Origin of the sequence: Streptomyces ficellus (genome assembly GCF_009739905.1) — a bacterium.
GTDB lineage: Bacteria > Actinomycetota > Actinomycetes > Streptomycetales > Streptomycetaceae > Streptomyces > Streptomyces ficellus_A.
This window is the reverse complement of sequence record NZ_CP034279.1, coordinates 4,201,796-4,225,713: the sequence shown is the minus strand read 5'-3', so window position 1 is coordinate 4,225,713 and position 23,918 is coordinate 4,201,796. Positions and strand designations below refer to the sequence as shown.

Annotated in this window: 23 protein-coding genes, 1 tRNA gene and 2 pseudogenes; 13 read left to right on the top strand and 13 right to left on the bottom strand. The window is 73.6% G+C overall.

What is annotated here, in order from left to right; genetic code table 11:
* The first annotated feature begins 14 nt into the window (after positions 1-14).
* The 7 genes from EIZ62_RS19045 (at position 15) to EIZ62_RS19015 (ending at position 7,245) form a co-directional block, all read left to right on the top strand.
* Complete coding sequence (locus EIZ62_RS19045) at positions 15-254, top strand: acyl-CoA carboxylase epsilon subunit (protein WP_167536394.1); 240 nt, start codon at positions 15-17, stop codon at positions 252-254.
* 23 nt (positions 255-277) lie between these two features.
* Entirely contained in the window at positions 278-1,948 is a 1,671-nt protein-coding gene (locus tag EIZ62_RS19040) for a GMC family oxidoreductase (protein WP_156693856.1), read from the top strand.
* Complete coding sequence (locus tag EIZ62_RS19035; protein ID WP_208827981.1) at positions 1,945-2,775, top strand: thioesterase II family protein; 831 nt, start codon at positions 1,945-1,947, stop codon at positions 2,773-2,775. The genes EIZ62_RS19040 and EIZ62_RS19035 overlap by 4 nt, the downstream gene beginning before the upstream one ends.
* Positions 2,776-3,020: 245 nt before the next feature.
* Entirely contained in the window at positions 3,021-4,004 is a 984-nt protein-coding gene (sbnA, locus tag EIZ62_RS19030; RefSeq protein WP_244375800.1) for a 2,3-diaminopropionate biosynthesis protein SbnA, read from the top strand.
* 52 nt (positions 4,005-4,056) lie between these two features.
* Entirely contained in the window at positions 4,057-5,112 is a 1,056-nt protein-coding gene (sbnB, locus tag EIZ62_RS19025) for a 2,3-diaminopropionate biosynthesis protein SbnB (RefSeq protein ID WP_156693854.1), read from the top strand.
* A gap of 70 nt (positions 5,113-5,182) precedes the next feature.
* Entirely contained in the window at positions 5,183-6,199 is a 1,017-nt protein-coding gene (locus tag EIZ62_RS19020) for a hydroxyacid dehydrogenase (RefSeq protein WP_156693853.1), read from the top strand.
* A complete protein-coding gene (locus tag EIZ62_RS19015) occupies positions 6,196-7,245 on the top strand; it encodes an EamA family transporter (protein ID WP_156693852.1) in 1,050 nt (349 codons plus the stop codon). Before EIZ62_RS19020 ends, EIZ62_RS19015 begins: the two co-directional genes overlap by 4 nt.
* A 63-nt stretch (positions 7,246-7,308) precedes the next feature.
* Here the strand turns inward: EIZ62_RS19015 and EIZ62_RS19010 are convergent, their stop codons facing one another.
* The 7 genes from EIZ62_RS19010 to EIZ62_RS18980 all read right to left on the bottom strand — a co-directional run bounded on the left by EIZ62_RS19010 (position 7,309) and on the right by EIZ62_RS18980 (position 15,324).
* Complete coding sequence (locus EIZ62_RS19010) at positions 7,309-7,719, bottom strand: PPOX class F420-dependent oxidoreductase (RefSeq protein WP_156693851.1); 411 nt, start codon at positions 7,717-7,719, stop codon at positions 7,309-7,311.
* Between the two features lie 10 nt (positions 7,720-7,729).
* A complete protein-coding gene (locus EIZ62_RS19005) occupies positions 7,730-9,226 on the bottom strand; it encodes an MFS transporter (protein ID WP_156693850.1) in 1,497 nt (498 codons plus the stop codon).
* Between the two features lie 84 nt (positions 9,227-9,310).
* Positions 9,311-10,165, bottom strand: coding sequence for an AfsR/SARP family transcriptional regulator (locus EIZ62_RS19000; protein ID WP_156693849.1), 855 nt, complete (start codon positions 10,163-10,165; stop codon positions 9,311-9,313).
* 99 nt (positions 10,166-10,264) lie between these two features.
* A complete protein-coding gene (locus EIZ62_RS18995) occupies positions 10,265-11,095 on the bottom strand; it encodes a 4'-phosphopantetheinyl transferase family protein (RefSeq protein ID WP_156693848.1) in 831 nt (276 codons plus the stop codon).
* Positions 11,095-12,849, bottom strand: a complete 1,755-nt coding sequence (locus EIZ62_RS18990; RefSeq protein WP_156693847.1) for an acetyl/propionyl/methylcrotonyl-CoA carboxylase subunit alpha — start codon at positions 12,847-12,849, stop codon at positions 11,095-11,097. Before EIZ62_RS18990 ends, EIZ62_RS18995 begins: the two co-directional genes overlap by 1 nt.
* Positions 12,842-14,098 (bottom strand): sensor histidine kinase, encoded by a 1,257-nt coding sequence (locus EIZ62_RS18985; protein WP_156693846.1) that lies wholly within the window; start codon positions 14,096-14,098, stop codon positions 12,842-12,844. The genes EIZ62_RS18990 and EIZ62_RS18985 overlap by 8 nt, the downstream gene beginning before the upstream one ends.
* Entirely contained in the window at positions 14,095-15,324 is a 1,230-nt protein-coding gene (locus EIZ62_RS18980) for an IS701 family transposase (protein WP_167536393.1), read from the bottom strand. Before EIZ62_RS18980 ends, EIZ62_RS18985 begins: the two co-directional genes overlap by 4 nt.
* Positions 15,325-15,600: 276 nt before the next feature.
* On the opposite strand from EIZ62_RS18980, the gene EIZ62_RS18975 reads away from it, so the two are divergent.
* On the top strand, positions 15,601-16,191 hold the full coding sequence (locus EIZ62_RS18975; RefSeq protein WP_244375798.1) for a TetR/AcrR family transcriptional regulator: 591 nt from the start codon (positions 15,601-15,603) through the stop codon (positions 16,189-16,191).
* Between the two features lie 100 nt (positions 16,192-16,291).
* Entirely contained in the window at positions 16,292-17,101 is an 810-nt protein-coding gene (locus tag EIZ62_RS18970; protein ID WP_156693844.1) for an alpha/beta fold hydrolase, read from the top strand.
* Between the two features lie 46 nt (positions 17,102-17,147).
* Here the strand turns inward: EIZ62_RS18970 and EIZ62_RS18965 are convergent, their stop codons facing one another.
* The 3 genes from EIZ62_RS18965 to EIZ62_RS18955 form a co-directional block, all read right to left on the bottom strand.
* Complete coding sequence (locus EIZ62_RS18965; RefSeq protein ID WP_244375796.1) at positions 17,148-17,921, bottom strand: SDR family NAD(P)-dependent oxidoreductase; 774 nt, start codon at positions 17,919-17,921, stop codon at positions 17,148-17,150.
* A 79-nt stretch (positions 17,922-18,000) separates the two neighbouring features.
* Positions 18,001-18,909 (bottom strand): NAD(P)H-binding protein, encoded by a 909-nt coding sequence (locus tag EIZ62_RS18960; protein WP_156693843.1) that lies wholly within the window; start codon positions 18,907-18,909, stop codon positions 18,001-18,003.
* Positions 18,906-19,544: a ScbR family autoregulator-binding transcription factor gene (locus tag EIZ62_RS18955; protein ID WP_156693842.1), complete on the bottom strand. Its 639-nt coding sequence runs from the start codon at positions 19,542-19,544 to the stop codon at positions 18,906-18,908. Before EIZ62_RS18955 ends, EIZ62_RS18960 begins: the two co-directional genes overlap by 4 nt.
* Positions 19,545-19,666: 122 nt before the next feature.
* Here EIZ62_RS18955 and EIZ62_RS18950 point away from each other — a divergent pair, with 122 nt between their 5' ends.
* The 3 genes and pseudogenes from EIZ62_RS18950 to EIZ62_RS32950 form a co-directional block, all read left to right on the top strand.
* Positions 19,667-20,602: a ScbA/BarX family gamma-butyrolactone biosynthesis protein gene (locus EIZ62_RS18950; protein ID WP_156693841.1), complete on the top strand. Its 936-nt coding sequence runs from the start codon at positions 19,667-19,669 to the stop codon at positions 20,600-20,602.
* Between the two features lie 89 nt (positions 20,603-20,691).
* A tRNA-Arg gene (locus EIZ62_RS18945) sits at positions 20,692-20,764 on the top strand.
* Positions 20,765-21,023: 259 nt separating this feature from the next.
* Positions 21,024-21,176, top strand: a pseudogene (locus EIZ62_RS32950) (helix-turn-helix domain-containing protein); the annotation flags it as partial.
* 220 nt (positions 21,177-21,396) lie between these two features.
* On the opposite strand, the gene EIZ62_RS32495 reads toward EIZ62_RS32950, so the two are convergent.
* The 3 genes from EIZ62_RS32495 to EIZ62_RS18930 all read right to left on the bottom strand — a co-directional run bounded on the left by EIZ62_RS32495 (position 21,397) and on the right by EIZ62_RS18930 (position 23,248).
* On the bottom strand, positions 21,397-21,573 hold the full coding sequence (locus tag EIZ62_RS32495) for a hypothetical protein (RefSeq protein WP_244375794.1): 177 nt from the start codon (positions 21,571-21,573) through the stop codon (positions 21,397-21,399).
* Between the two features lie 172 nt (positions 21,574-21,745).
* Positions 21,746-21,913, bottom strand: coding sequence for a hypothetical protein (locus EIZ62_RS18935; RefSeq protein WP_156693839.1), 168 nt, complete (start codon positions 21,911-21,913; stop codon positions 21,746-21,748).
* Between the two features lie 87 nt (positions 21,914-22,000).
* Entirely contained in the window at positions 22,001-23,248 is a 1,248-nt protein-coding gene (locus EIZ62_RS18930; protein ID WP_156693838.1) for a helix-turn-helix domain-containing protein, read from the bottom strand.
* Positions 23,249-23,607: 359 nt separating this feature from the next.
* On the opposite strand from EIZ62_RS18930, the pseudogene EIZ62_RS18925 reads away from it, so the two are divergent.
* A pseudogene (locus EIZ62_RS18925) lies at positions 23,608-23,808 on the top strand (NUDIX hydrolase); the annotation flags it as partial.
* Positions 23,809-23,918 lie beyond the last annotated feature (110 nt).

The window sequence follows — 23,918 nt, the reverse complement described above, 5'->3', positions numbered from 1 at the left end:
GCGGAGCGGACTCCGTGACCGGAGCGTCCGGTATCCGGGTCGTCAGGGGACGGCCGGACGCCGATGAACTGGCGGCCGTGGTCGCCCTGTTGTGCGCGCGGGGCGCCGCCCTGGCGGCCGCCGCCCGGGAGGGGTCGGGCCGGCCGCCGTCCGGGCCGCCCGCGGCGCACTGGCCCCGCCGGTCCGCCGGGGCCCTGCCCGCGCCCGTGGGGTGGTCGCACCGCCCGGGTGCGGCCTGGCGGCCCCATCCATGACCGCGAGGAGGGACAACCCACCCATGAACACCCGCGACAACACCACCATCGACACGAGCGCGACGGGCGACTTCGACTACGTGGTCGTCGGCGCCGGTTCGGCGGGCTGCGTGCTGGCCGCCCGGCTCTCCGAGGACCCGTCCGTCCGTGTCGCCCTCGTCGAGGCGGGCGGCCGTGACACCGACCACCCGGACATCAGGGTCCCGTACTCCTTCTTCACCCTCATGCACACCGACGCGGACTGGGCCTTCCGTACCGGTCCGCAGCCCGGCATGGGCGACCGCGAGATGTTCTGGCCGCGCGGCCGCACCCTCGGCGGCTCGTCGTCGATCAACGCGCAGATGTGGATACCCGGCCACAGCGAGGACTACGAGCCGTGGGCCCGGTCCGTGGGCGACCTGTGGTCGTGGGAGGCCGTCGAGCCGTACTTCCGCCGCGCGGAGCGGTGGGCCGGCGCTCCGGAGCACGGCGGTACGTACGGTACGGACGGCCCGCTGTGGATCTCCCCGCCGCGTGACCCCGATCCGACGACCGCCCGGTTCCTGGAGGCGTGCGCCGAGGTGGGCCTGCCGGAACTGACCCAGGGCCTGGGCGGGCCCGACCACACCGGCTGTGCGGTCACCCCGCTCAACCAGTTGCGGGGCGCCCGCTGGAGCGCGGCGGACGGATACCTGCGGCCCGCCCTGGAGCGCGCCAACCTCACGGTGTTCACCGGCACCCAGGTGCGGCGGGTGGTGGTGGAGGACGGGCGGGCCACCGGCGTGGAGTCGGACCGGGGCGTCCTCACCGCCCGGCGGGAGGTGATCCTCAGCGCGGGCGCGATCGGCTCGCCGCACCTGCTGATGCTGTCCGGTATCGGTGACGCGGACGAGCTGCGCGCGGCGGGGATCAGCCCGACGGTCCAGCTGCCCGGCGTGGGGCGGAACCTCCAGGACCACCTCACGCTCAACCTCCTCATGGAGGCGACGGTTCCGGTGCCGCTGGCCGACGCCGACACGCCCGCGAACCGGGCTCGCTTCGAGACCGAGCGGCTCGGCCCGCTGACCTCCAACATCGCCGAGGCGGTGGCCTTCTTCCGCGGCGACGGCGGCCCGGGCGCGCCGGACCTCGAACTGATCTGGGCGCCCATCCCGTTCACCGACCACGGCACGGCGGCGAAACCGGGGGTCACCCTGGGCGTCATCCTGCTCCAGCCGGAGAGCCGGGGCCGCATCACCCTGTCGGCGGCGGACCCGGCCGGCCCGCCGCGCATCGACCCGGGCTACTTCTCCGCCGAGGAGGACCTGCGGGTGTTCCTGTCGGGGCTGCGGTTCGCCGAGCGGCTCTTCGAGACGGAGGCGCTGCGCCCGCTGGTCGGCGGGCCGATGGCGCCCTGGCCGGGCCGGGTCGGTGACGCCGAACTCATCCGGACGGTGCGGGAGCACGGCGACACGCTGTACCACCCGGTGGGCACCTGCCGGATGGGCCCGGACGGTGACGCCGGGGCCGTGGTGGACGAGCGTCTGTGGGTGCGGGGCGTGGCGGGTCTGCGCGTCGCGGACGCCTCGGTCATGCCGACGATCACCCGGGGCCACACCCACGCCCCGGCGGTCATGATCGGCGAGCGGGCGTCCGACCTGATCCGGGAACGCACCGTCCCCGCCCAGGCCCCGGCCGGGGAGCGCATCCCCGCCACGGCCCGGGAGGCGGTGTGACGGCCGCCTGGTTCCGCGAGCTGCCCGGGCCCGGCCCCGACCGGGGCTCCCCGGCCCCGCCGGGCGCGGCAGCCGGTCGGGCCCGGGGCGGCGCGGACCCTCACGCCGGGCTGCGGCTGTACTGCTTCCCGCACGCGGGCGGCCCGGCGGGGGCGTTCGCCCCGCTCGCCGGGGCGCTCGCGGCGGGCGGGCCCACCGGGGCCCGGGTGTCGGTGGCCGTGGCGGCGGCGCAGTACCCGGGGCGGCAGGACCGGTACCGGGAGCGGCCGTGGGAGGACATCGGCGCCATCGCCGACGTACTCGCGGCGGAGATCCGCACCCGGGACGAGCAGCCCTACGCGCTGTTCGGCCACAGCATGGGCGCCGTCGTCGCGTACGAAACGGCTCGCCGCCTTCGGCGGACGGCGGGCCCGGCGCCGGTGCGGCTGTTCGTCTCCGGCCGTGACGCCCCGTCGGCCGGGCCGGTCGCCACCGACGACGTGCGGGACGACGAGGCGCTGCTCGCCCACATCCGCCGGCTCGGCGGTACGGGCAGCCGCGTCCTGGAGGAGCCCGAGCTGGTCGCCATGGCTCTGCCCGCCCTGCGCGCCGACTACCGGGCGCTGCGCTCCTACGTGTGGTCGCCCGGCGAACCGCTGGACTGCCCGCTCACCGTGCTGGTGGGCGACGCCGACCCGCTGGTGACCGGCGCGGGGGCGGCCGCCTGGCGGGACCTCTCCACCGCGGCGACCTCCGTCCGGCTGCTGCCGGGCGGCCATTTCTCCCTCGACGACTGCGCCCCGCGGGTGGCGTCACTCATCAGGGAAGCACTGCCCCTACCGGTGTGAAGCCCGTACCGGTGTGAAACCGGAAGCAAGCCGCCCCGACGGACGGCCCCGGGAAATCCGGGGCCGTTCGGGGCCGTTCCGGGTCGCCCGGGTGCGTCACACGCACACCCCCATTCGTGTATCACCCAACCAACCCGCACCGTACGGTAATTGCGCGTCCTTTCCGCAGGTGAGCACGATTGCCCGGGATCTCGGCAGCCCGTAGCGTAACGCCCATGAAATCGGAAAGGAATTCACCGGAGATTGTGACTTCCCCACTGGATCTCACACCCGACGACATATTCATCGACCTCACACCTCCTTTTCGCAGACCCTTCTTCCTCAAGTGCGAGGGATTCAATTTCGCCGGTTCCGTCAAGGCCAAGGCGGCCCTGAGCATGATCTGCGCGGCGGAGGAGGAGGGACGGCTGCGTCCCGGGTCCACCGTCGTCGAGTCGTCCTCGGGCAGCCTCGGCGTCGCACTGGCCGCCATCGCCGCCGACCGCGGCTACACGTTCGTCTGCGTGACCGACACCCGTTGCACCGAACGCCATCTGCGGATGATGCGCGCCTACGGTGCCGAGGTCGTCGTCATCTCCGAACCCGACCCCGTCGAAGGGCTGCTCGGCGCCCGGATCCGCCATGTCCGCGAGCTGTGCCGCCGGACGCCCGGAGCCCTCTGGCTCAACCAGTACGCCAACGACAACAACTGGCGCGCCCACTACCGGGCCACGGGCCCCGCCATCGTCCGCGCCTTCCCGGACCTCGACTACCTGTTCATCGGCGCCGGCACCACCGGCACGCTCACCGGCTGCGCCCGCTACCTCAAGCACATCGGCCACCCCGCACGGGTCGTCGCCGTCGACAGCGTCGGCTCGGTCACCTTCGGCGGCCCGTCCGGCACCCGGCACATCCCCGGTCTCGGCACCGGGCGCCGCCCGGAGATCGCCGACGAGAGCGTCGTCGACGAGATCCTGATGGTCCCGGAGCAGGAGGCGGTACGCATGTGCCGCGCCATGGCGCGCCGCGGCTACCTGCTCGGTGGCTCCACCGGGACCGTCCTGGCGGGCGCCTTGCAGCGCCTGGGCGACGCCGACCCGACGGCGCTGGCCGTCGGGATCTCCCCGGACCTCGGCGAGCGGTACCTCGACTCCGTCTACGACGACGTGTGGGTCCGGGCGCGGTTCGGCGACATCACGGACGACGATCCGCTCTCGCGCGCGGCGACCGGCACGCTCGTCGGCAGCTGACCCGGCGGACCCCGCCCACAGCCCCCCTTCCCACCTTCCCAGGAGCACACCCATGTCCGCGCCCACCGCGACCACCACACCGACCGCCCCCGCCGTCCCCGAGTTCTCGGTCATCGGCGGCAAGGCCGTCCACGACGTCCTGGCCGGCCACGAGCCGAGCATCCTCGATGTCGTGCGCGACGCCTACCTCGCCCACGGAGAGGGCCAGAGCGTCAACCCGCCCAGCTACTTCCTCCGCTTCCCCGACCGCCCCGACTCGCGCATCATCGCGCTCCCGGCCTCGCTCGGCGGTGAGCGCCCCGTCGACGGCATCAAGTGGATCTCCAGCTTCCCCCGCAACATCACCAGCGGCCTGCCGCGCGCCTCCGCCGTCCTGGTCCTCAACGACCACGACACGGGCTACCCGTTCGCGTGTTTGGAGAGCTCCATCATCAGCGCCACCCGCACCGCGTCCTCGGCCGCGCTCGCCGCGCGTGAGCTGCACCGGGACCGTGAGCGGCCGCGTACCGTCACCTTCTTCGGCACCGGGCTGATCGCCCGCTACCTCTTCACCCACCTCCAGGGCACCGGGTGGGAGTTCGACGAGATCAGCATCCACGACGCCAGCCGGGAGTACGCGGACAGCTTCGCCCGGCACCTCGCCGACCGCACCCCCGCCAAGATCGTCGTCCGGGAGTCGGCCGAGGAGGCTCTGCGCGCCTCGGGCCTGGTCGTCTTCGCCACCACGGCGGCCACCCCGCACATCCACGACCCCGCCTGGTTCGCGCACAACCCGACCGTGCTGCACATCTCGCTGCGCGACCTGGACCCGGAGATCCTGCGCGGCTCCTTCAACGTGCTGGACGACATCGAGCACTGCCTGAAGGCCGACACCTCCCCACACCTGCTCGAACAGGCCACGGGCAACCGCGACTTCGTCGACGGGACGCTGTACGACGTGCTGCGCTCCACGGTGACTGTGCCCCAGGACCGTCCCGTGATCTTCTCCCCGTTCGGACTCGGCATCCTCGACCTCGCCGTCGGCGCGCACGTCTACCGGGAGGCCACCGCACGCGGCCTGGCCCAGCCCGCGCCGGGCTTCTTCCACGACCTGAGCCGCTACGCGTAAGCGCCACCCCGCGCCGGCGCACCGCTCCGGTCGCCCGCCCCGTACCCGACCCGTGAAGGGGAACCACGCCATGACCACGACCATGACGGCGTCCACGACCACGCCCCGGCCCGTGCTGCTGATCTCGGACCCGCTGCCGGCCCGCCTGACCGCCGAGCTGCACGGCGACTTCGACGTACGCCAGTGCCGGGGCGCCGACCGCGCCGCCCTGCTGGACGCGGTCCGGGACGCCGAGGCGCTCGTCATCCGCAGCGCCACGAAAGTCGACCAGGAGGTGCTCGACCGCGCCCCGCGGCTGCGGATCGTCGCCCGTGCGGGTGTCGGCCTGGACAACGTCGACGTCGAAGCGGCCACCCGCGCCGGGGTGATGGTGGTCAACGCACCCGTCTCCAACATCACCAGCGTCGCCGAGCTGACCGTCGGGCTGATCCTGTCGATGTTCCGCAACCTCCCGGCCGCCGCCGCGTCCGTGCGCGCCGGGGAGTGGCGCCGGGCCGACTTCCAGGGCTCCGAGCTGAGCGGCAAGAGCGTCGGCATCGTCGGCTTCGGCCGGATCGGGCAGCTGGTGGCGGAACGGCTCGCCCCCTTCGAGGTGGAGCTGCTCACCCACGACCCGTTCGTCACACCCGAGTTCGCGTACGCGCACGGCGTCGCCTGGCTGCCGCTGGACGAGCTGGTCGCCACCGCCGACGTCCTGACGATCCACGTGCCCCGCACGCCCGCCACCACCGGCCTCATCGGTGAACGGGAACTCGCCCTGGCCAAACCAACCATGCGCCTGGTGAACACCGCGCGCGGCGGCATCGTCGACGAGGCGGCGCTCGCCCGCGCGCTGGCCGAGGACCGGATCGCGGGCGCCGCACTCGACGTCTTCGCGACCGAACCGCCCGTCCACTCGCCCCTCCCCCACCTGGACTCGGTGGTGTGCACCCCGCACATCGGCGCCGGTACGGCCGAGGCGCAGGACCGGGCGGCGAGCACGGTGCTGGACGCGGTGCGCGGCGCGTTCCTCGGGCGGCCGGTGCACGGCCTGGCCAACCCGGCGGTCCTCACCGGGAACGCGCCGAAGGAGGCGGTCGCCGTATGAGCGCCACGATCAGCCCCGCCCGGGGCACGACGCACACCGGGCTGGCCCTCGCCGTCGCGTCGGCCTTCGCGTTCGGTGGTTCCGGAGTGGCCGCCAAACCCCTCATCGAGGCGGGCATCGACCCGCTGCACGTGGTGTGGCTGCGGGTCGCGGGCGCGGCGCTGGTGATGCTGCCGCTCGCGGTCCACCACAGGTCGGCGCTGCGGCTGCGCCCCGGGCTGCTGCTCGGCTTCGGGTTGCTGGCCGTGGCCGGCGTGCAGGCCTTCTACTTCGCTTCGCTGTCCTACATCCCGGTCGGCGTGGCCCTGCTGGTGGAGTACCTGGCTCCCGCGCTGGTGCTGCTGTGGGTACGTTTCGTGCAGCGCAGGCCCGTGACCCGGGCCGCCGCCCTGGGCGTCGTGCTGGCCGTGGGCGGACTGGCCTGTGTGGTGCAGGTGTGGTCGGGGCTCGCCTTCGACCCCGTGGGGCTGCTGCTCGCGCTCGGCGCCGCGGGCTGCCAGGTCGGGTACTTCCTGCTGTCCGACCGGGGTCACGCCGGTGACGGCAGGGCGGCGGTGTCGCCGGTCGCCGTCATCGCGTACGGCCTGCTCGTCGGCGCGGCCGTGCTGACCGTGGTGGCGCGGCCGTGGCAGCTGGACTGGTCGGTCCTCGGCGGCGGCGCGCAGCTCGGCGGCGTGGAGGCGCCCCGGATCGCGCTGATCGGCTGGATCGTGCTGGTCTCGACGGTCGCCGCGTTCCTCACCGGGGTGCTGGCGGTACGCCGGCTGTCCCCGCAGGTGGCGGGTGTGGTGGCCTGCCTGGAGGCGGTCATCGCGACCGTCCTGGCCTGGGCGCTGCTCGACGAGCGGCTGGCGGGCGCGCAGCTGGCGGGCGGGCTGATGGTGCTGGTCGGCGCGCTGATCGCGCAGCGGGCGACACCGTCCGCCACCGAACCGGAGGCCGAACCGGCCGACCCCGTACGGCAGAAGCAGGCACAGGAGCGGCCGGAACAGGAGCAGCAGGGGCGGGAGCAACAGCCGGACCGGGCTCTCCAGGCCGTCCGCTGAAGAAGGGTCGTACGACACGCGCGGTCCCGGCCGACGTCCTGCCGTCGGCCGGGACCATGCGGGTCAGCGCAGCCCGCCCGCGACCTTCGTCGGAGTGACCCGCACGACGACGAGCTGGTCGGCGGTCGGGACGTTGCCGGGGCTGAACTCGGCGTACACCTTGCCGGTGTACTTCACCGACAGCTCGTCGAGGAGCGCCACGGCGTCCTCGTCGGTGAACCGGGCGGTGCCGCTGATCGAGGCGAAGCTGTACGGCGCCTGGGGCGGGTGGACCATAACGCCGGTGCGCGGGTCCCGCCGCAGGTTCTTCTCCTTGCGCGTCCCGTAGGACGTGACGAACAGGACGTCGTCGCCGTCGGCCGTCGCCCACACGACGCTCATCTGGGGGCTGCCGTCGGGCTGGACGGTCGCCACGGTCACGAAGAGCGGTGAGTCCAGGAGCTTCTTCACCGGCTCGGGGAGTACTGCGGACATGGGCTTCTCCTCAACGAGTCGTTCGGGGGCCGCGCAGCAGCAGCGCGGAGGTGAGGACACCGGCCACCAGGAACACGGCGACGGCGGCGATGCCCAGGTGGACGCCGGAGACGGTGGCCTCCTTCACGCCCACCGACGTGGCCTCCAGCGCGGCGATCCGGCCGGTGGCGATGGCCCCGACGACCGGCGTACCGATGGTGAGGCCGACGAGCTGGGCGGTGGTGGCGAGGCCGCTCGCCGCGCCCTGGAGGGCGTTGGACAGTCCGCTGGTGGCGGCGATCGTGTAGGAGACGACGGCCATCATGTGCCCCCAGCCGGCGACGCCGGTGCCGACGAGCAGCAGCGCCAGTCCGCCCTCGGTGCCGAGCAGGAGCAGCAGCAGGGTGCCGGCCGTCTGCACCAGGAGCCCCGCCGCCAGGGTGCCGCCAGGGCCCCACGTCCGGACGAGCCGGGGCACCAGTGGCCCGGCCACGATCATCGCGCCGCCGAGCGCGGCGAAGCACAGCCCGATCTGGAGCGGGTTGTACGCCATGACCTGGTGCATGTACATGGTCATCAGGAAGACCACCGACGTGATCATCGAGAAGGTGACGAGGCCGGCGAAGTTGCCCCAGCCGACCGTGCGGCGCGTGAGGACGCGCAGAGGGACGAGCGGCGAGGCGCTGCGCGACTCGACCCGTACGAAGACCGCGAGGAGCGCCGCACCGGCGGCGAGGGACCCCAGGACGACCGGGTCGGCCCAGCCGCTGCGGTCGGCGGTGGTCACGCCGTGGATGACGGCGAGCAGTCCGCCGGAGACGGTGACGGCGCCGGGGACGTCGAGGGTGCCCTTCTCGGCGTTGCGCGACTCGGCGACCAGCAGCAGGGTGACGATCACGGCGACGATGCCGAACGGGACGTTGATGAACATGGTCCAGCGCCAGTTCAGCGACTCGGTGATGACGCCGCCGAGGATGACCCCGGCGGTGAAACCGAGCGACAGCAGCGCGCCGTTGATGCCCAGCGCCTTGTTGCGCAGCGGGCCCTCCGGGAAGGAGGTGGTGATCAGCGCCATGCCGGTGGGGACGATCATCGCGGTCGCGAGCCCCTGCCCGACGCGCGCCGCGAGCAGCGGCAACGGATCCTGGGCGAGCCCCCCGGCGAGCGAGGTGACGGTGAACAGGGCCAGCCCGATCAGGAACCACGTGCGCCGGCCGTACAGGTCGCCCGCCCGCGAGAACAGCAGCAGGAACCCGCCCGACGGCAGCGCGAACGCGGTGATGACCCACTGGAGGTGGGAGAGCTGGAAGCCCAGGTCGTCGCCGATGGTCGGCAGGGCGACGCTGACGATGGAGAAGTCGAGCGCGGCCATGAACTGCGCCGCGCACAGCACCGCGAGGATGCACCAGCGCCGGGTTCCCATGCGTTCCGGCGGCGGTTCGTGCGGGGCGGGGACGCTCGCCGCGGGGACGGGTGCTCCGGCGGGCGCCGGCCCGTCGGTCCGCACGGTGTCCGGGGAGAGAGACATGCGTGAGCTCCTAGGGGAGGGGATGGGGTGTCCGGCGGCGGAGGTCCGGGGCGTTGGGGACACCGGACCTCCGCCGCCGGGGCTTCAGGCGACGCTGCGGCCGAGCAGCGCGAACTCCGTGCGCGTGCTGGGCAGGCTCAGCACCGGGTCCTGGTTGAGGATGGCCATCTCCAGCCGGCGCAGTTCGTGGCCCGGCTCCAGCCCGTACCGGTCGCGCAGCGCCGTCCGCGTCCTGCGGTAGACGGCGAGCGCGTCGGCCTGCCGGCCGCACCGGTAGAGGGCGAGCATCAGCTGGCCGCAGAGCCGTTCGCGGTGGATGTGGGAGCCGGCCGTCGTCTCCAGCTCGCCGAGCACCGCGAGGTGACGGCCACAGGCGAGCTGCGCCTCGAAGTAGTCCTCCAGGGCGGCGAGTTCGCAGTTCTGCACGGCGGTCAGCTCGGCCGTGTCGAGCCCGGACTCGACGAGGTCGGCGAGTACGGGCCCCTGCCACAGGTCCAGGGCGGTACGGAGCAGCCGGGTCGCCTGCTCCGGGTCACCGCCCGACAGCGCGGTCCGGCCCTGCTCCACGAGCCGCTGGAAGCGGTGCATGTCCACCCGGTCGGTGTCGAGGCACAGCATGTAGCCGGGCGGCTTGGTCAGCAGCCGCACCCGCGGCTCCCCGGGCCGGCCCGGGGAGCCTTCGGCGGCCTGGCACCCGTCGGACAGCCGGCCGCTTTCGACGATGAGGCGGCGCAGCGCCCAGATGGAGTTCTGTACGACCTTGCGGGCGGACGGCGGCGGCACGTCGGGCCACATCGCCGACACGAGCCGGCTCGTCGGCATGACCCGGTTGGGCTGGAGCAGCAGGAGGCCGAGTACGGAACGCTGCCGGATGCCGCCCGGGGTCACGGGGCGGCCACCCGCGATGACCTCAAGCGGGCCGAGTATGCGGAAGTGCATGTTCCCTCGCTTCGTGGTGCGGGACGCTTCTTTCGTGGTGCGGGGCGGTGCGGGTGGGGGGACACGAGTGGGGCGTACGGGCGGGGCGTACGGGTGGGCTCACGCCGTGGCCGGTCCGGCGGCGGGGCGCGGGCGGCCCGGCCCGCGGTGGCCGGCCGACAGGACGTCCACCGGCAGCAGCCGGGTGGAGGTGGGGGCGTGGACGTCTCCCCGTACGGCGACGGCGGCGTCGTGCCGGGTTCCGCACTCGACGTCCAGCACGGACCAGCCGTGCGGCCGGCGGGCGGGCTCCGCGTCGCCGAGGTAGTCGGCCGCCGGGTCCCGGACGAGACCGGTGCCGAGACCCTTGAGATAGGCCTCCTTGCGGGCCCAGATCCGGCCGAAGACGCGGCACCGTCCGGACGCGCCGGCCCGGCGCACCTCGGCGCGTTCCGCCGGGTGGATCGACACCGTGCAGACGTCCACCGTCTCGTGCCCCGGCCGGAGCTGGACGTCCGCCCCCACCCGCTCCGACGCCACGGCGACCATCACGACGCCCGGGGTGTGCGACAGGGAGAAGTGGAGGGGCGCGTCCCCGGGCGTGCGGGCCCCCGCCAGGACGGGCCGCCCGTGCGGGCCGCCGCAGCCGTGGCACGGCTCGCGGACGAAGGCGATCTCGCCGGGCGGGCAGCGGGTGTACGCGGCGAGCACCCGGCGCAGCGTGATGTGCGCGGCCTGGTGGAGCAGCCGGTCCACCGGGTCGAGGAACGCGTCCGCCCTGGCCCGCTCCTCCCGGTCCAGCAGGACGTCGGCGACGGGGTCGAGCGCGGGGCCCGGCGCGTCCCAGGACGGCTGGTCCCAGGGCGGCAGGTGCAGCATCCACAGGTCGAGGAACCCGCGTGCCGCTCCGGCGTCCGTCCGTTGCGGAGGCACGGCCGTACCGCCGCCCATCAGTCCACGATCCGGCAGATGACGGTGCCCGCGGAGAGCGGGGCGCCGGCCTCGGCGGTCAGGTCCTCGACGGTGCCGGCGCGGTGGGCGTTGAGGGGCTGCTCCATCTTCATCGCCTCCAGGACGACGACGAGGTCGCCCTCCTCGACCCGTTGCCCGTTGTCGACGGCGACCTTGACGACGGTGCCCTGCATGGGCGACGCGAGGTCGTCGCCGGAGACCTGACCTCCGGTCTTCTTGGCGGCGCGGCGTTTGGGTTTGGCGCCGGCGGCGAGTCCGGTGCGGGCCAGGCTCATGCCGAGCGAGGACGGGAGGGAGACTTCGAGGCGCTTGCCGCCGACCTCGACGACGACGGTCTCCCGGCCGGGCTCCTCGTCGGTGTCGGTGTCGGCGGGGGCGGTGAAGGGCGTGATGGTGTTGACGAACTCGGTCTCGATCCACCGGGTGTGGACGCGGAAGGGGTCGGCGGTGAAGGCGGGGTCGGCGACGACCGCGCGGTGGAAGGGGATGGCGGTGGCCATGCCCTCGACCTGGAACTCCGCCAGCGCCCGGGCCGCGCGCTGGAGGGCCTGCTCGCGGGTGGCGCCGGTGACGATCAGCTTGGCGAGCAGGGAGTCCCAGGCGGGGCCGATGACGCTGCCGGACTCCACACCCGCGTCCAGCCGCACGCCCGGGCCCGACGGCGGGGCGAAGGCGGTGACGGTGCCGGGTGCTGGCAGGAAGTTGCGGCCCGGGTCCTCACCGTTGATACGGAACTCGAAGGAGTGACCGCGCACCGGCGGGTCGTCGTAGCCGAGTTCCTCACCGTCGGCGATACGGAACATCTCCCGCACCAGGTCGATACCGGTGACCTCTTCGGTGACCGGGTGCTCGACCTGCAGACGGGTGTTGACCTCCAGGAAGGAGATGGTGCCGTCGGTGCCGACGAGGAACTCCACCGTCCCGGCGCCCTCGTAGCCGGCCTCCTTCAGGATGGCCTTGGACGCGGCGTACAGCTCGGCGTTCTGCCCGGGGGTGAGGAACGGCGCGGGGGCCTCCTCGACGAGCTTTTGGTGGCGGCGCTGAAGCGAGCAGTCACGGGTGGAGACGACCACCACGTTGCCGTGCTTGTCCGCCAGGCACTGGGTCTCCACGTGGCGGGGCTTGTCGAGGTAGCGCTCGACGAAGCACTCACCGCGCCCGAACGCGGCGACGGCCTCGCGGACGGCGGAGTCGTACAGCTCGGGCACTTCCTCCAGGGTGCGGGCGACCTTCAGGCCACGCCCACCGCCACCGAAAGCGGCCTTGATCGCGATGGGCAGACCGTGCTGCTCCGCGAACGCCACGACCTCTTCCGCGCCCGAGACGGGGTCGGGGGTGCCGGCCACCAGGGGCGCGCCGGCGCGCTGGGCGATGTGCCGGGCGGCGACCTTGTCCCCGAGGTCACGGATGGCGTGCGGGGGCGGACCGATCCAGGTCAGGCCCGCGTCCAGGACGGCCTGGGCGAACTCGGCGTTCTCCGACAGGAACCCGTAACCGGGATGGACGGCGTCCGCGCCCGAGTCGGCGGCCGCCTGGAGCACCTTGGCCATGTCCAGATAGCTGTCCGCCGGAGTGTCACCGCCCAGGGCGAACGCCTCGTCGGCCACACGGACATGCAGGGCATCCCGGTCCGGATCGGCGTAGACCGCCACACTCCCGATCCCGGCGTCCCGGCAAGCACGGGCGACACGGACAGCGATTTCCCCGCGGTTGGCGATGAGCACCTTACGCATGACAACTCCGCTTCTCAGCAAGCTGGTGGATGGTTCTCTGCACCGGCCGGTAGCGCGGCAGGTGGATGTCGACGCGGGTCCCGCCGCCCGCCGCGCTGCGGATGGCGAGCCGGCCGCCGACCGACTCCATGCGCTCGGACATCGCCCGCAGCCCGTGGGCCGGCCGGGAACCGAGGGTGTGGGCCACGTCGAAGCCCGTACCGTCGTCCTGTATGTGGGTGTGCGCCCACCGGCGGGTGATCCGGGTCGTCACGACGACCCGGTTCGCCGACGCGTGGGCGACGGCGTTGAGCAGCGCTTCCCTGACGACGAGGGCCAGTTCGCGGCGGAACAGCTCCGGCAGGCCCGCCTCGTCGCCGGTCAGCGACCACTCGACGGACAGCCCGCGCGCCTCGGCCAGCGCCCGCACGTCGTCCAGGGCCCCGCGCAGGCCGGGCACGGGGGTACGGCGGTGGAGCCCGGCGACGATGTCCCGGGCTCCGTCGGCGGCCTGCGTCAGGACGCCGCGCAGGGCGTCGGCGGCGGGCCGGCCGCCACCGTCCAGCCCGCGCAGCGCGGCGGTCAGCGGGCCGCTCACCCGGTCGTGGACCTCCCGCGCGAGGGCGCGCCGCTCCTGCCAGAGGTCCCGGGTGCCGGAGGCCTCGCGCACGGCGGCCGAGAAGACGTCCCGGACGGCGGGCAGGACGTCCTCGGCGGCGCCGCCGCATCGTACGGCGCACTCGGCGAGCAGCAGGGACGCGGTGAGCAGCCGTTCGGGCGCGAGGTGCGGGGCCGGTGGTTGCGGCGCGGGTCCGGTCGGGGTGTCCGGGTCGCCGGCGAGTCGTCGTACGACGCGGTGCGCGAGCCCGAGGAGGGCGTCCCGTTCCGCGGCGGAACCGGTGGCGGCACCGGCGGGCGGGGCGTCCGGGTGTTCCTCCAGGCGGGCGCGGAACCGGCGCAGCGTCTCCTCGGCCTGGTACCGGCCGCGCACCGGTCCGGTGCGCGGCGCCGGTGCGGACCGTCCGGGTCGCGGTGCGCCGCGTACGGCGCGAGCGGTCACGGCGGCCCGGCTGAGCCCCTCCGTGAGGGCGGCGGCGAAGCGGTCGAAGTGGTCGGGGTTCCCCGGCCGCCCGCCACGGTCAGCCGCCCGCGGTGCCTCCGGTGTCGCGGGTGTGGCAGGTGCCTCCCGTGTCACAGGCGCCGGCCGCTCCGCGCGTAAGCGGCGTTCCGCGCGTTCGACCAGCGTCGCCGTGATCAGCGTCCCGCTCATGCGGCCCGCGCCCCTGCCCGCGCCCCTGCCAGGGCGCCCGCGCGGCCGAGGGTCCCGGGACCGGCGGAGCTAAGGACCCGGTGGGCGTACGCGGCCGACACCAACGTCATGTGGCGGTTCCAGCCGGGGTAGGAGCGCCCCTCGAAGTCCCGCAGCCCGCAGTCGTCGAGGCCACCCATACCCGTGTCCGCATCCGCGCCCGGGTCGGCGAACCGGTGACGGAAGAGGTCGGCCGCCTCGGTGAGGCGTTCCCCGTGGAGCGTGGTGAGCCAGATCCGTTCGGGCGCGCGTGCGCCCGGCGCCCAGGCGGCGACCAGTCGCAAGGGGCGGGTCGCGCCGGGGGTGTGCACGCGGGCGGGCAGGACGCGGGGTGCGTCCGGCTCACCGGTGCCGAACGCCCGCGCGGAGGCGCGCAGTTGCCGCGCCAGCGCGCCGGCGGTCGGCGCGGTGCCGCCGGGGTGCCCGGGGCGGTGGACGGCGGCCGTCAGACCGGCGGAGACCGGGGTCGCGGCGGGCACGGAGACGGCCCAGTCGACACCGGACGCGCCGGACGCCCCGGGGGAGCCGAGTGCGCTGAGCCCCTGGATCAGTTCGGCGGCCTCGGCGACGGTCTCGGCGTCGGCGAGGACGGGGACGCCGGAACCGCCCGCGCTCACGGCCAGGTCGGCCATCAGGCGGCCGGGCGAGCCGGCCCGTACCGCCTCGGGGATCCGGGCGCGGCGGCGCAGCGACGCGTCGTCGAGCCACTCGTCGGGCAGGTAGAGCCGCCAGTCCACGGGCACGGCGGCCCCGTGCCCGGTGATCAGGAAGAGCCCGAGGCCGAGCTGGCCGTTGAGGGTGCGCCCGGCGGCGGTGTCGAAGCGGCGGTGCACCCCGGCGGAGTAGCGGCCGCGCTTGGGCAGGGTCACACGGCCCAGCGCCCAGCCGCGGGTCTCGGTGCGTTCACGGCACCAGGCGGTCAGCTCCGCGCGGACGTCGGTCCACGACCAGGTGCTCTCGTTGACCGCCTGGTGCAGGGACTGCGAGGCAGTGTACGACGCGCACACCGCCCATCCCATGTTCCGTACGGACTTCTTGCCCGGCGTGGTCAGCAGTCCGGTCAGGTAGGCACCGGCCCACCGGCGCTGGTCGGCCCGTGGCAGCCCGTGGAAGAGGCGTCGGGTCAGGTCCTGGGCCGCCCCGTGCGCCATGGGCTCCCGCACGGCTGCGTCCCGTCGGTCGGTCATGTCAGCTCCCCTCGTCGGCAGGCCGTTTCGGCGACTTCCGAAAGAATAACGAACTCTCTCTATGTTTTTGAACCGCGCATGGTCCCCTGGGTACGACTTCGCCATCTCGCCACCCGGGAGGGCGCCCGGGGGCCGTCCGGGAGGGCACCTCGGGCGCGGACTTGCCAAGGACGTCCCGGAAGGGGTGTAGGGCCAACTCCCGTGCGACAGAAGCCCAGTAGCGTGCGAAGAGGCGTAGAAGTACCAAAAAACCAGAGACGAAGAGAAGGTGACGTCGTGGTCAAGCAGGAGCGGGCCCTGCTGACCCGTGAACGGCTGGTGAGGGCAGCGGCTGACGCGTTCGCCCGGACCGGCTACACGGGCACCTCACTGCAGGACATCTGCCGGATCGCCCAGATCTCCATGGGCGCGCTCACCTTCCACTTCGCCAGGAAGAACGACCTGGCGGCGGCGGTGAAGGAGGCGGGCATCACGGTCACCCGCCACGAGGTGGACGTGCTCCGCCGCGGCGCACCGGACCCGCTGGCCGCCGTCGTCACGGTGACCTGCGGGCTCGTCGACCTCCTCTCCCGCGACGCCCGGGTGCGGGCCGCCCAGTCGCTGACGCACACCGCGCCCATGTGGGACGAGGCGTGGGTGCCCCAGGTGCGGCTCCTGCTGCACGACGCGGACCGGCGGGGTCTGCTGGCTCCGACCGCCGACCCCGAGACGCTGGTGCGCCTGGCGGTCCACCTGGTCCACGGCGCGGCCGCCACGCTGCACGCCCGCCCCCGTCCGCGTACCGATCCGGCGACCGAACTCGCCCAGCTGTGGGCGGTGGTGCGGGACGGCGTCACCACGAGGAGCCCGAGCCACTCGGCCCACTGACGGCTCCGGCCGACGCCGCGGACCGGAACCCGTGCCGCGTGACGCCGCGTCACCGATCTATCGTGTGGCGCGGGGCACCCCCACCTGTCACCATCTGCGGATGCTCACCTTCGCCGATGATCTCGGCCATCTCTCCTACGTCGTCGCCGGCGACGGGCCGCCCGTCGTCCTCGTCCATGCCGGGGTCGCCGACCACCGCATGTGGGACGCCATCGTTCCGGGCCTTGCGCAGCGGCACACCGTCGTCCGGTACGACCTGCGCGGCTTCGGCGAATCCGCGCCTCCGGCCGGTCCGTTCAGCGAGACGGACGACCTGCGCCGCCTGCTGGACCACCTCGGCCTCGAACGGGTCGGGCTGGTCGGCGCGTCCTGGGGCGGCCGGGTGGCCGTGGACTTCACCCTGGCCCACCCGGAGCGGGTGGACCGCCTCGCGGTCTTCAACCCGCCGTGGCCCGGGTACGACTGGTCGGCGGAGATGATCGCGTACGACGAGGCGGAGACGGAGGCCCTTGCCGCGGGCGACCTGGACGCCGCCGTCCGGATCAACCTGGACATGTGGCTGCGCGGCCCGGCCCGCACCTGGGAGGACGTCGCCCCCGGGCTGGCCGGACGGGTCCGCGGCCCGATGCGCACGTCGCTGGCGAACCAGGGCGCCGTCGAGGAGCACTCCCGGGGCGCCGCGCGGGGCGACGTCTCCGCCATCGCTGTGCCCACCCTGGTCGGGATCGGCGCGCTGGACGTCCCCGACTTCCAGGACATCGGCCGGCGGTACGCCGCCGCGATCCCCGGCGCGACGCTGGTCGAGTTCCCCACCGCCGCGCACCTCGTCGCGCTGGACGCCCCGGCCGAACTGACGGCGGCGCTGGCCGCGTTCCTCGCCGAGGGGGACGCGCCGCGGGACCCGCGGTAGGACACGCCGCAGGGCCCGCGGTAGGACACACGGCGGCGCGCGGCCGTCAGATCGCGCTCCAGCCGCCGTCCACGGGCATCGAGGCGCCGGTGAGGAAGGACGAGCGGTCGCTGCACAGCCAGGCGGCGGCCTGCGCCACTTCGCGCGGGTGGGCCATCCGCTTCTGGATGGCGCGGGCGGTGAAGCTGGCCTCCAGTTCGGGTACGTCCTGGAGGAGTTCGTCCATCAGCTCCGTGCGCGTACTGCCGACCACGAGGGCGTTGACCCGGATGCCGGACTCGCCGTACTCCATCGCGGCGGCCTTGGTGAGGCCCAGGACGGCGTGCTTGGCCGCGACGTAGGGCGCCACCGCGCCGGTGGCGACGATCCCGGCGGTGCTGGAGGTGTTGACGATGGCGCCACCGGTCCCGGCCTTCAGCATCGCGGGGATCTGGTGGCGCAGGCAGTTCCAGACGCCGCGCACGTTGAGGTCCATGACCCGGTCGTAGACGCCCTCGTCCAGTTCGTGCAGCACCGTCCCGCCGGTCCCCCACCCGGCGTTGTTGAACGCGGCGTCCAGCGAGCCGAAGGTGTCGACCGCCAGGGCGACCGCGCGCTCCACGTCCGCCGGCCGGGTCACGTCGCCGGGAGCGACGGCCACCCGGGCGCCCGCCTCGACGAGCGGCGCGGCGACCTCCGCGAGGGCGTCCGCCCGCCGGGCCATCAGGACGACGGCGGCGCCCTCCTCGGCGAACAGCCGCGCGGCGGCGGCCCCTATTCCGCTGGAGGCCCCGGTTATCAGAACCGTACGGCCGTTCAGCATCCCCCGTTTATTGATCATGAAGGGAATTCAACTCCACCGATCCCCCGGCGAAAACATGATCCGCGTCACTGTCCGAGGAGTGAGACGTCACGCCGCGTCACCGTCGGCCGGTGCCCCCCGGGTCCGCGCCGAAGGCCTCCGCGTGGTCCCGCGCCCAGTCGGCGAAGGCGCGCGGGGCGTGCCCGGTCGCCTCCCGTACGCCGTCGGCGACCGCCGCCTTCGCCCCGGCCTCCTGGCGGCGGGCGCTCTCCAGGAGGGCCTGGGCGAGCGGTTCGGGCCAGCGGGCGCGCCACCGCTCCAGCGCCTGTTCCTCCGTCAGCTCGCGGAAGCGCAGCGGGCGTCGCAGGATCTGCGCGAGGACGTCCGTCTGCTCGCGGGCGGAGAGCGGTTCGGGTCCGGTGAGGGCGTAGGCGTCGCCGGCGCGCTCCGGGTCGAGGAGGGCGCGTACGGCCGCGTCGGCGACGTCCCGGGGGTCGACGCAGGCGTTGCGCCCGGAGCCGCCCAGGGCGTGGACGGTGCCGTCGGCGCGTACGGAGGCGGCCCAGCCGAGGGTGTTGGTCATGAACGCGCGGGGTCGCAGCAGCGTCCACTCCAGCCCGGAGGCGCGCAGCCGTTCCTCGTTGTCGCGCTGCCAGCGGGTGAGGGCGTCCTGGGCGCCGGGGTCGAGCACGGCGAGCGCCGAGAGCTTGACCGCGCGGCGCACTCCGGCGGCGCGGGCGGCGGCGAGGACGTTCTCGTCGTGGTCGGGCCGCAGGGGGTCGCCGGTCACGACGAGGACGGCGTCCGCGCCCTCCAACGCCGCGCGCAGTCCGCCTCGTTCGCCGAAGTCCGCGGCGACGGCCCGCCCGGGCAGCCCCTGACGCGCGGCCCTGGCCGGGTCGCGCGTCAGGAGCCGTACGTCCGCGGCGCCGTCGGCGGCGAGCCCGTGCGCGACGAGCCGCCCGACGGTCCCGGTGGCACCGGTGACGGCCACGACCGGCGGCCGGGGGCGGCGTTGAAGTGTCACGCCGCCACCTGGCCCCGGGCGAGCCGCTCGCCGCGGGCGACGCCGGCGTCGTACTCGTGGGCGGTGCCGGGGGCCGCGATGCCGGGGAGCAGGCAGTCCCACATCTCCTCCACGCGCCGCGGCAGGCTCTGGCGCCCGTCCACCTGGCGCGCGTAGAGCTGTACGCCGGTGCAGGCGCCGACCACGAACCGGGCGGCGGCCTCGGGGTCCACGCCTTCGCGCAGCTGCCCCAGCTCGTGCGCCTCGCGCAGGTACACGGCCATGAGTTCGCGCCAGCTCTCGAAGGGGGTGCCGTCCGCGAACGCCTCGTGGCCGAGGGACAGTTCGACGCCCGCCCGCAGCAGCGGGTCGGCCGGCAGGCGATGGGACCACACCAGGGTGATGTCCACCAGGCGCTGGAGCCCCTGAGACTCCAGCAGCGGCTCGATGGCGTCCTGCTGGGCGTTCATGATGGCCTCGGCGAGCCCCTCCTTCGAGCCGAAGTGGAAGTAGAGGGCTCCCGCGGTCAGCCCCGCGCGCTTCAGGATCTTGTTGATGCCGGCGCCGGCGTAACCGTGTTCGTCGAAGACCTCGGCGGCCGCTCGCATCAGCGCCAAACGGGTCTGAACTGCCCGTTCCTGCTTGGGCTGCCCCATGCCGTCATCCTCACTTGCTCGACATAAAAAAGAACGCCCTCTATATTACTAGCTGTCGACCGGCGCGCCAGCCCTATGCAGGACACCGTTGTTGCCATGCGCATCCCAGGGGGGAATTCGCGATGTCCATGACCACCAGCCACCAGCAACCTCTGACCCAGGTTCTGACCCAGGTTCCCCAGGAACTGGTACACAAGGACGACCCCGGCCAGGTCCTCCTCTGCCGCTACGAACAGACGGCGGACGACACCTTCCACATCACGGCCGACTGGTCCAACGCCCATGCGCTGTTCCCGGTCCGCGACGGACACGACGATCCCATGCTGATCGTGGAGACCGTGCGCCAGACCTTCCCGCTGCTGTGCCACGAAGCCTTCGGCGTACCGCTCGGCCACCACCTGCTGTGGGAGCACTTCAGCTACAGCACCCGCACGCCCGCCCTCCGCGCGGACCCCGGCCACCCCTCGGCGGTCGACCTCAAGGTCATCCGCAAGGACGTCGTACGCCGCGGGAAGAGAGCGGCCGCCCTCGAACTGATCATCCTGGTGCGCCGCGCCGGCATCCACCTCGGCACCGCCCACACCCGCTTCACCATCCAGGACCCCGCCGTCTACCAACGTCTGCGCCTGGGCCGTGGCGACGCCCACGCGATGATGGCCGAAACCGTCCCGCTCGCCCCGCCGGCCTCCCCGCAGGAGGTGGGCGTCACCGCCTTCCACGACGTCACCCTCTCCCCCACCCACATACCCCGCCGCTGGCAACTGCGCGTGGACGTCCACCACCCGCTCTTCTTCGACCACGCGGTCGACCACGCCCCGGGCATGCTCCTCATGGAAGCCGCCCGCCAGGCCGCCCAGTCGGTCGCCCAACCCCGCCCCACCGTCCCGGCGGCCATGGAAGTCGTCTTCCACCGCTACGTCGAACTCGACACCCCCTGCCTCGTCGAAGCCCACGCGGTCCCCCACGACCGCCACGGCCGCGCCCGCGTCCTGGTCGTCATGCGCCAGGACGACGACGAGCGCTTCAGGGCCCTGGTCACCCTCGACCAGGCGGACTGACCCCGGGGGAGCCACCGCCGACCTGCCTCCCCCACCCCCGGCACCCCCCACCCGCTACACTGACGCCGGTGCCCGCCACGGCACCGCACGCCTCCGTAGCTCAGGGGATAGAGCACCGCTCTCCTAAAGCGGGTGTCGCAGGTTCGAATCCTGCCGGGGGCACACCCTGCACAGCAGGTGAGAGCGTTATCGGCCCCCCGCTCCGTTCGAGCGGGGGGCCTCTTTCATGATCGACTGCCACTTAGATGCCACATCCCCACCGATCATGGTCGGGATGCCCCCCGTCCGGGGGGTGGACTATCTGCACGGGACACGCAGAGTGCTGCTCACGAGAGGGCAGGCCGTCTCCCCACGCGCGCCTAAGACGTGCCTCTCGTAGTCCTGTGGTCGTCCAGCAGGGAGGCTGGCGCCACGGGCGGAAGTGCCCCACCGCTGCTGCCGGTGGGTCAACCTCACACAGGAAGCGGTCGCGAAGACGCGCCAGATGGAGCGACCCAACTATGTCCGCATCGAGCAGGGCCAGTCGTCCGCCACACTCGACACCCTCATCCTGATCGCCGACGCGATCGGGCGTTCCCTCGCCCAACTTGTACGGCGAGCCCCTGCCCTCCGCGACGCTCCCAAGGGAGACGGCTGGCCCGCCCGGTCGGCGGTGCGCCGGGCGCTTCCTGGGCCACGGGCAGGGCAGGGGCCACGTGCCCCGGCTGGCCGCAACGGGGGCGGCGTCGGCCAGCCGGGGCGATCTGCCCGCCTGCTGCTGCGGTCCGCCATCGGCTCGCAGCAGCAGGCGGAGTTCACTGGCTGTACGGCGAGCGGCGGACGTACGGAGCCTGAGCGGGGCCGCACTCGGGATGCCGCCAGCCATCTGGCCGGGCGCCGCTGTCGCCGGCTGGCGCCTCCACCCGCTCGGGTACGCCGCCGATCGGCTCGTCGCAGTGCATGCAGAACCGCGTACCGGACATGGCGGTCATGAGCGGCCCCCGCGGTGGCAGGTGCACACGCAGGTCACCGTGAATACCGGTCGGAGCGCCGGGCCGCCGAGCGGCCAGACGTCGACCCGCGGGCCCGAGCAGTGCCCGTGCTCGTCGATGCGGCATTCCGGGGACAGGTCCGTACACTGCGCGCGGGCCGGCGCCGGGCCGGTCACTGCGCCGGCTCCGGAGCGGGCAGCACCTCGTACAGGACCGGTACGCCCCGAGCCTCGGCGCACGCGCGGTGCGCGAGCTCGGGCCGGTCCGGGCCGGAACTGGTGGCCACGGACCGGACGCACACGTCAGCGCCCGGTTCGGGGCAGTAGATGCACGACTTCATCGAGGCATCCCGTCAGTCAGTGAGCTGTGTCACAACCGACGGTATGGGTGCCCTGAAACGGCAGAGGGCAGGAATCCATACCCCTCGCTACGCGGCCAGCATGCCCACCTTCACCGCCAGGTCCGACGCCCGCTGGCGCCGCGCCGCCACCCGCGACTCGCTCTCCTCCAGGATGATCGACCGGGCATAGCCGTTGTAGCGGATCGTTTCCGGCGCCGCCTCGTGCGCCTGCGCCAGCGTCGCCAGCGCCACGTCCGGCTGCCCGTCGAGCTGGAACCCCCGCGCCTCCTCGATCCGGTGCCGGGCCCGGCGCGGCCGCGACGGGATCGTCGCCGCATCCGCGCGCGCCGCCTGCCGCACCGACTCCCCGCCTTGGTGCAGCTCCACCGCCACCGTCACCGCATGCGCGCCCATGATGGCCCGGGAGAACGACGTCACCGGGTGGAAGTACGCCTCGGGCAGGCGGTCGGCCATCTCCCGCGCGACGTCCCAGTGACGCCACGCCGCACCGGTCTCCCCGCGGCGGGCCGCCGTGTACCCGGCCTCGAACTCAAGCGCCCCAGCGATGGCGAGCACGTCGTCCCTGGCGTCCGGCAGGAGCGGCGTCAGGTAGGCGAGCGCCTCGCGGGTGACGGCGTCGGCAGGGTCGTAGTGCGCCGGCCCGGAGTCGCGGTGCGCCTGGGCGAGGAGCCAGGCGGCGATGCCGACGGTGTGCGGGTCGTCGGCTTGCTGCGCGGCGACCATGCTCCGTTCGGCGACCCGCCACAACAGCGCGGCGTCCGGCTGGTAGGCGACGAAGAACTGGGCCAGCGAGTACACCTCGGACAGCGCGGCCTGAGCGGCGCGCCAGTCCGCCGGCTGCTCCGCCTGCCGGACGGCGAGCTGTGCGTCCCGGATCAGGTCCGGCAGCAGGGAGCCCACCACCTCGCGGTGGTGCGGCGAGGAGTGCCGGGCCGACCACGCCCGAGCGAGCCGGGCCCGCAGATGCTCAACGGGCGGCGCCTGCCGGTCAGTCGTCAGCGGCAGCGCGTCCACGGCAGCGCGCACCGCAGTGAGCCGCGGGTGCCCCGGCCCGGCGAACAGATCGACGTGCACGGGCAATCCCGTGAGGTCGGAGAGTGCACGCACACGCAGCGCCTGGGCGATACGGAGGACGGTGTCGACGCCGGGCGCCTGGATCTGGCCCTTCTCCACCTGTTTCACCCATGCCGGGGACCTGCCCAGCAAACCGGCCAGGACGACGCGGCTCATGCCGCGGCGCTCGCGGAGGATCTGCATTCTCTGGCCGAAGACCAGCGGGTCGGCGTATGGGTCCGGGGTAGCAACAGACGGCATGGCCTTGCCTCTCTCTGTGCAGCTCGACACCGTCAGGGTATGGGGCAAGGCCCTTCTCGTGTGAGCCCAGGCATGGCGAAAGCGCCCCCTGCCAGGCCCGAAGGCCGGACAGGGTGGCGCCCACACTCCAGTTCGGTTGTACTCCTCCACCCGGTCAGGAGGTGCCGGGGGCTTGATCCCCTGCTGGCGCATCTGCGTCGTCAGCGCCGACACGTACCCGGCGAACGCCCGCACCAGCGATCGCAGTTCCCTTTTTCGTCTCCGCGAGGTCCCGCTCACGCTGCTCGCGTATCTCCTTGAAGATCTGCAAGTCGGCCTTCCGCTGGTTCGGTTCCGAATGGATCGCCGCCGCTGTGCGCGTCGCGCTGGTGTTCCGCTGCAAGCCCTCCGGGGGCACCGAACGCACGTCGGCAGAGTCGCTGGCAGTCGACTGGCTCACGCCCGAAGAGATCACCGAGCGGATGTCCGAGGTCTACACAGTCCGGCTGCTGGACGCCCTGGACGGGTATGGCCCACACGTCCGGAGCCACGACGGACGCCACCTGCTCTCAGCGCGGTAGAACTTTCCTTACTTCATCAAGGCACCCGCCGCGCACAGCGCGGCGCGCGCGGCCCGTCGCCCGGGCCGACGCTCCTGTCTACGCCCCGCTCCGGCCCGGCCGCCGGCCGC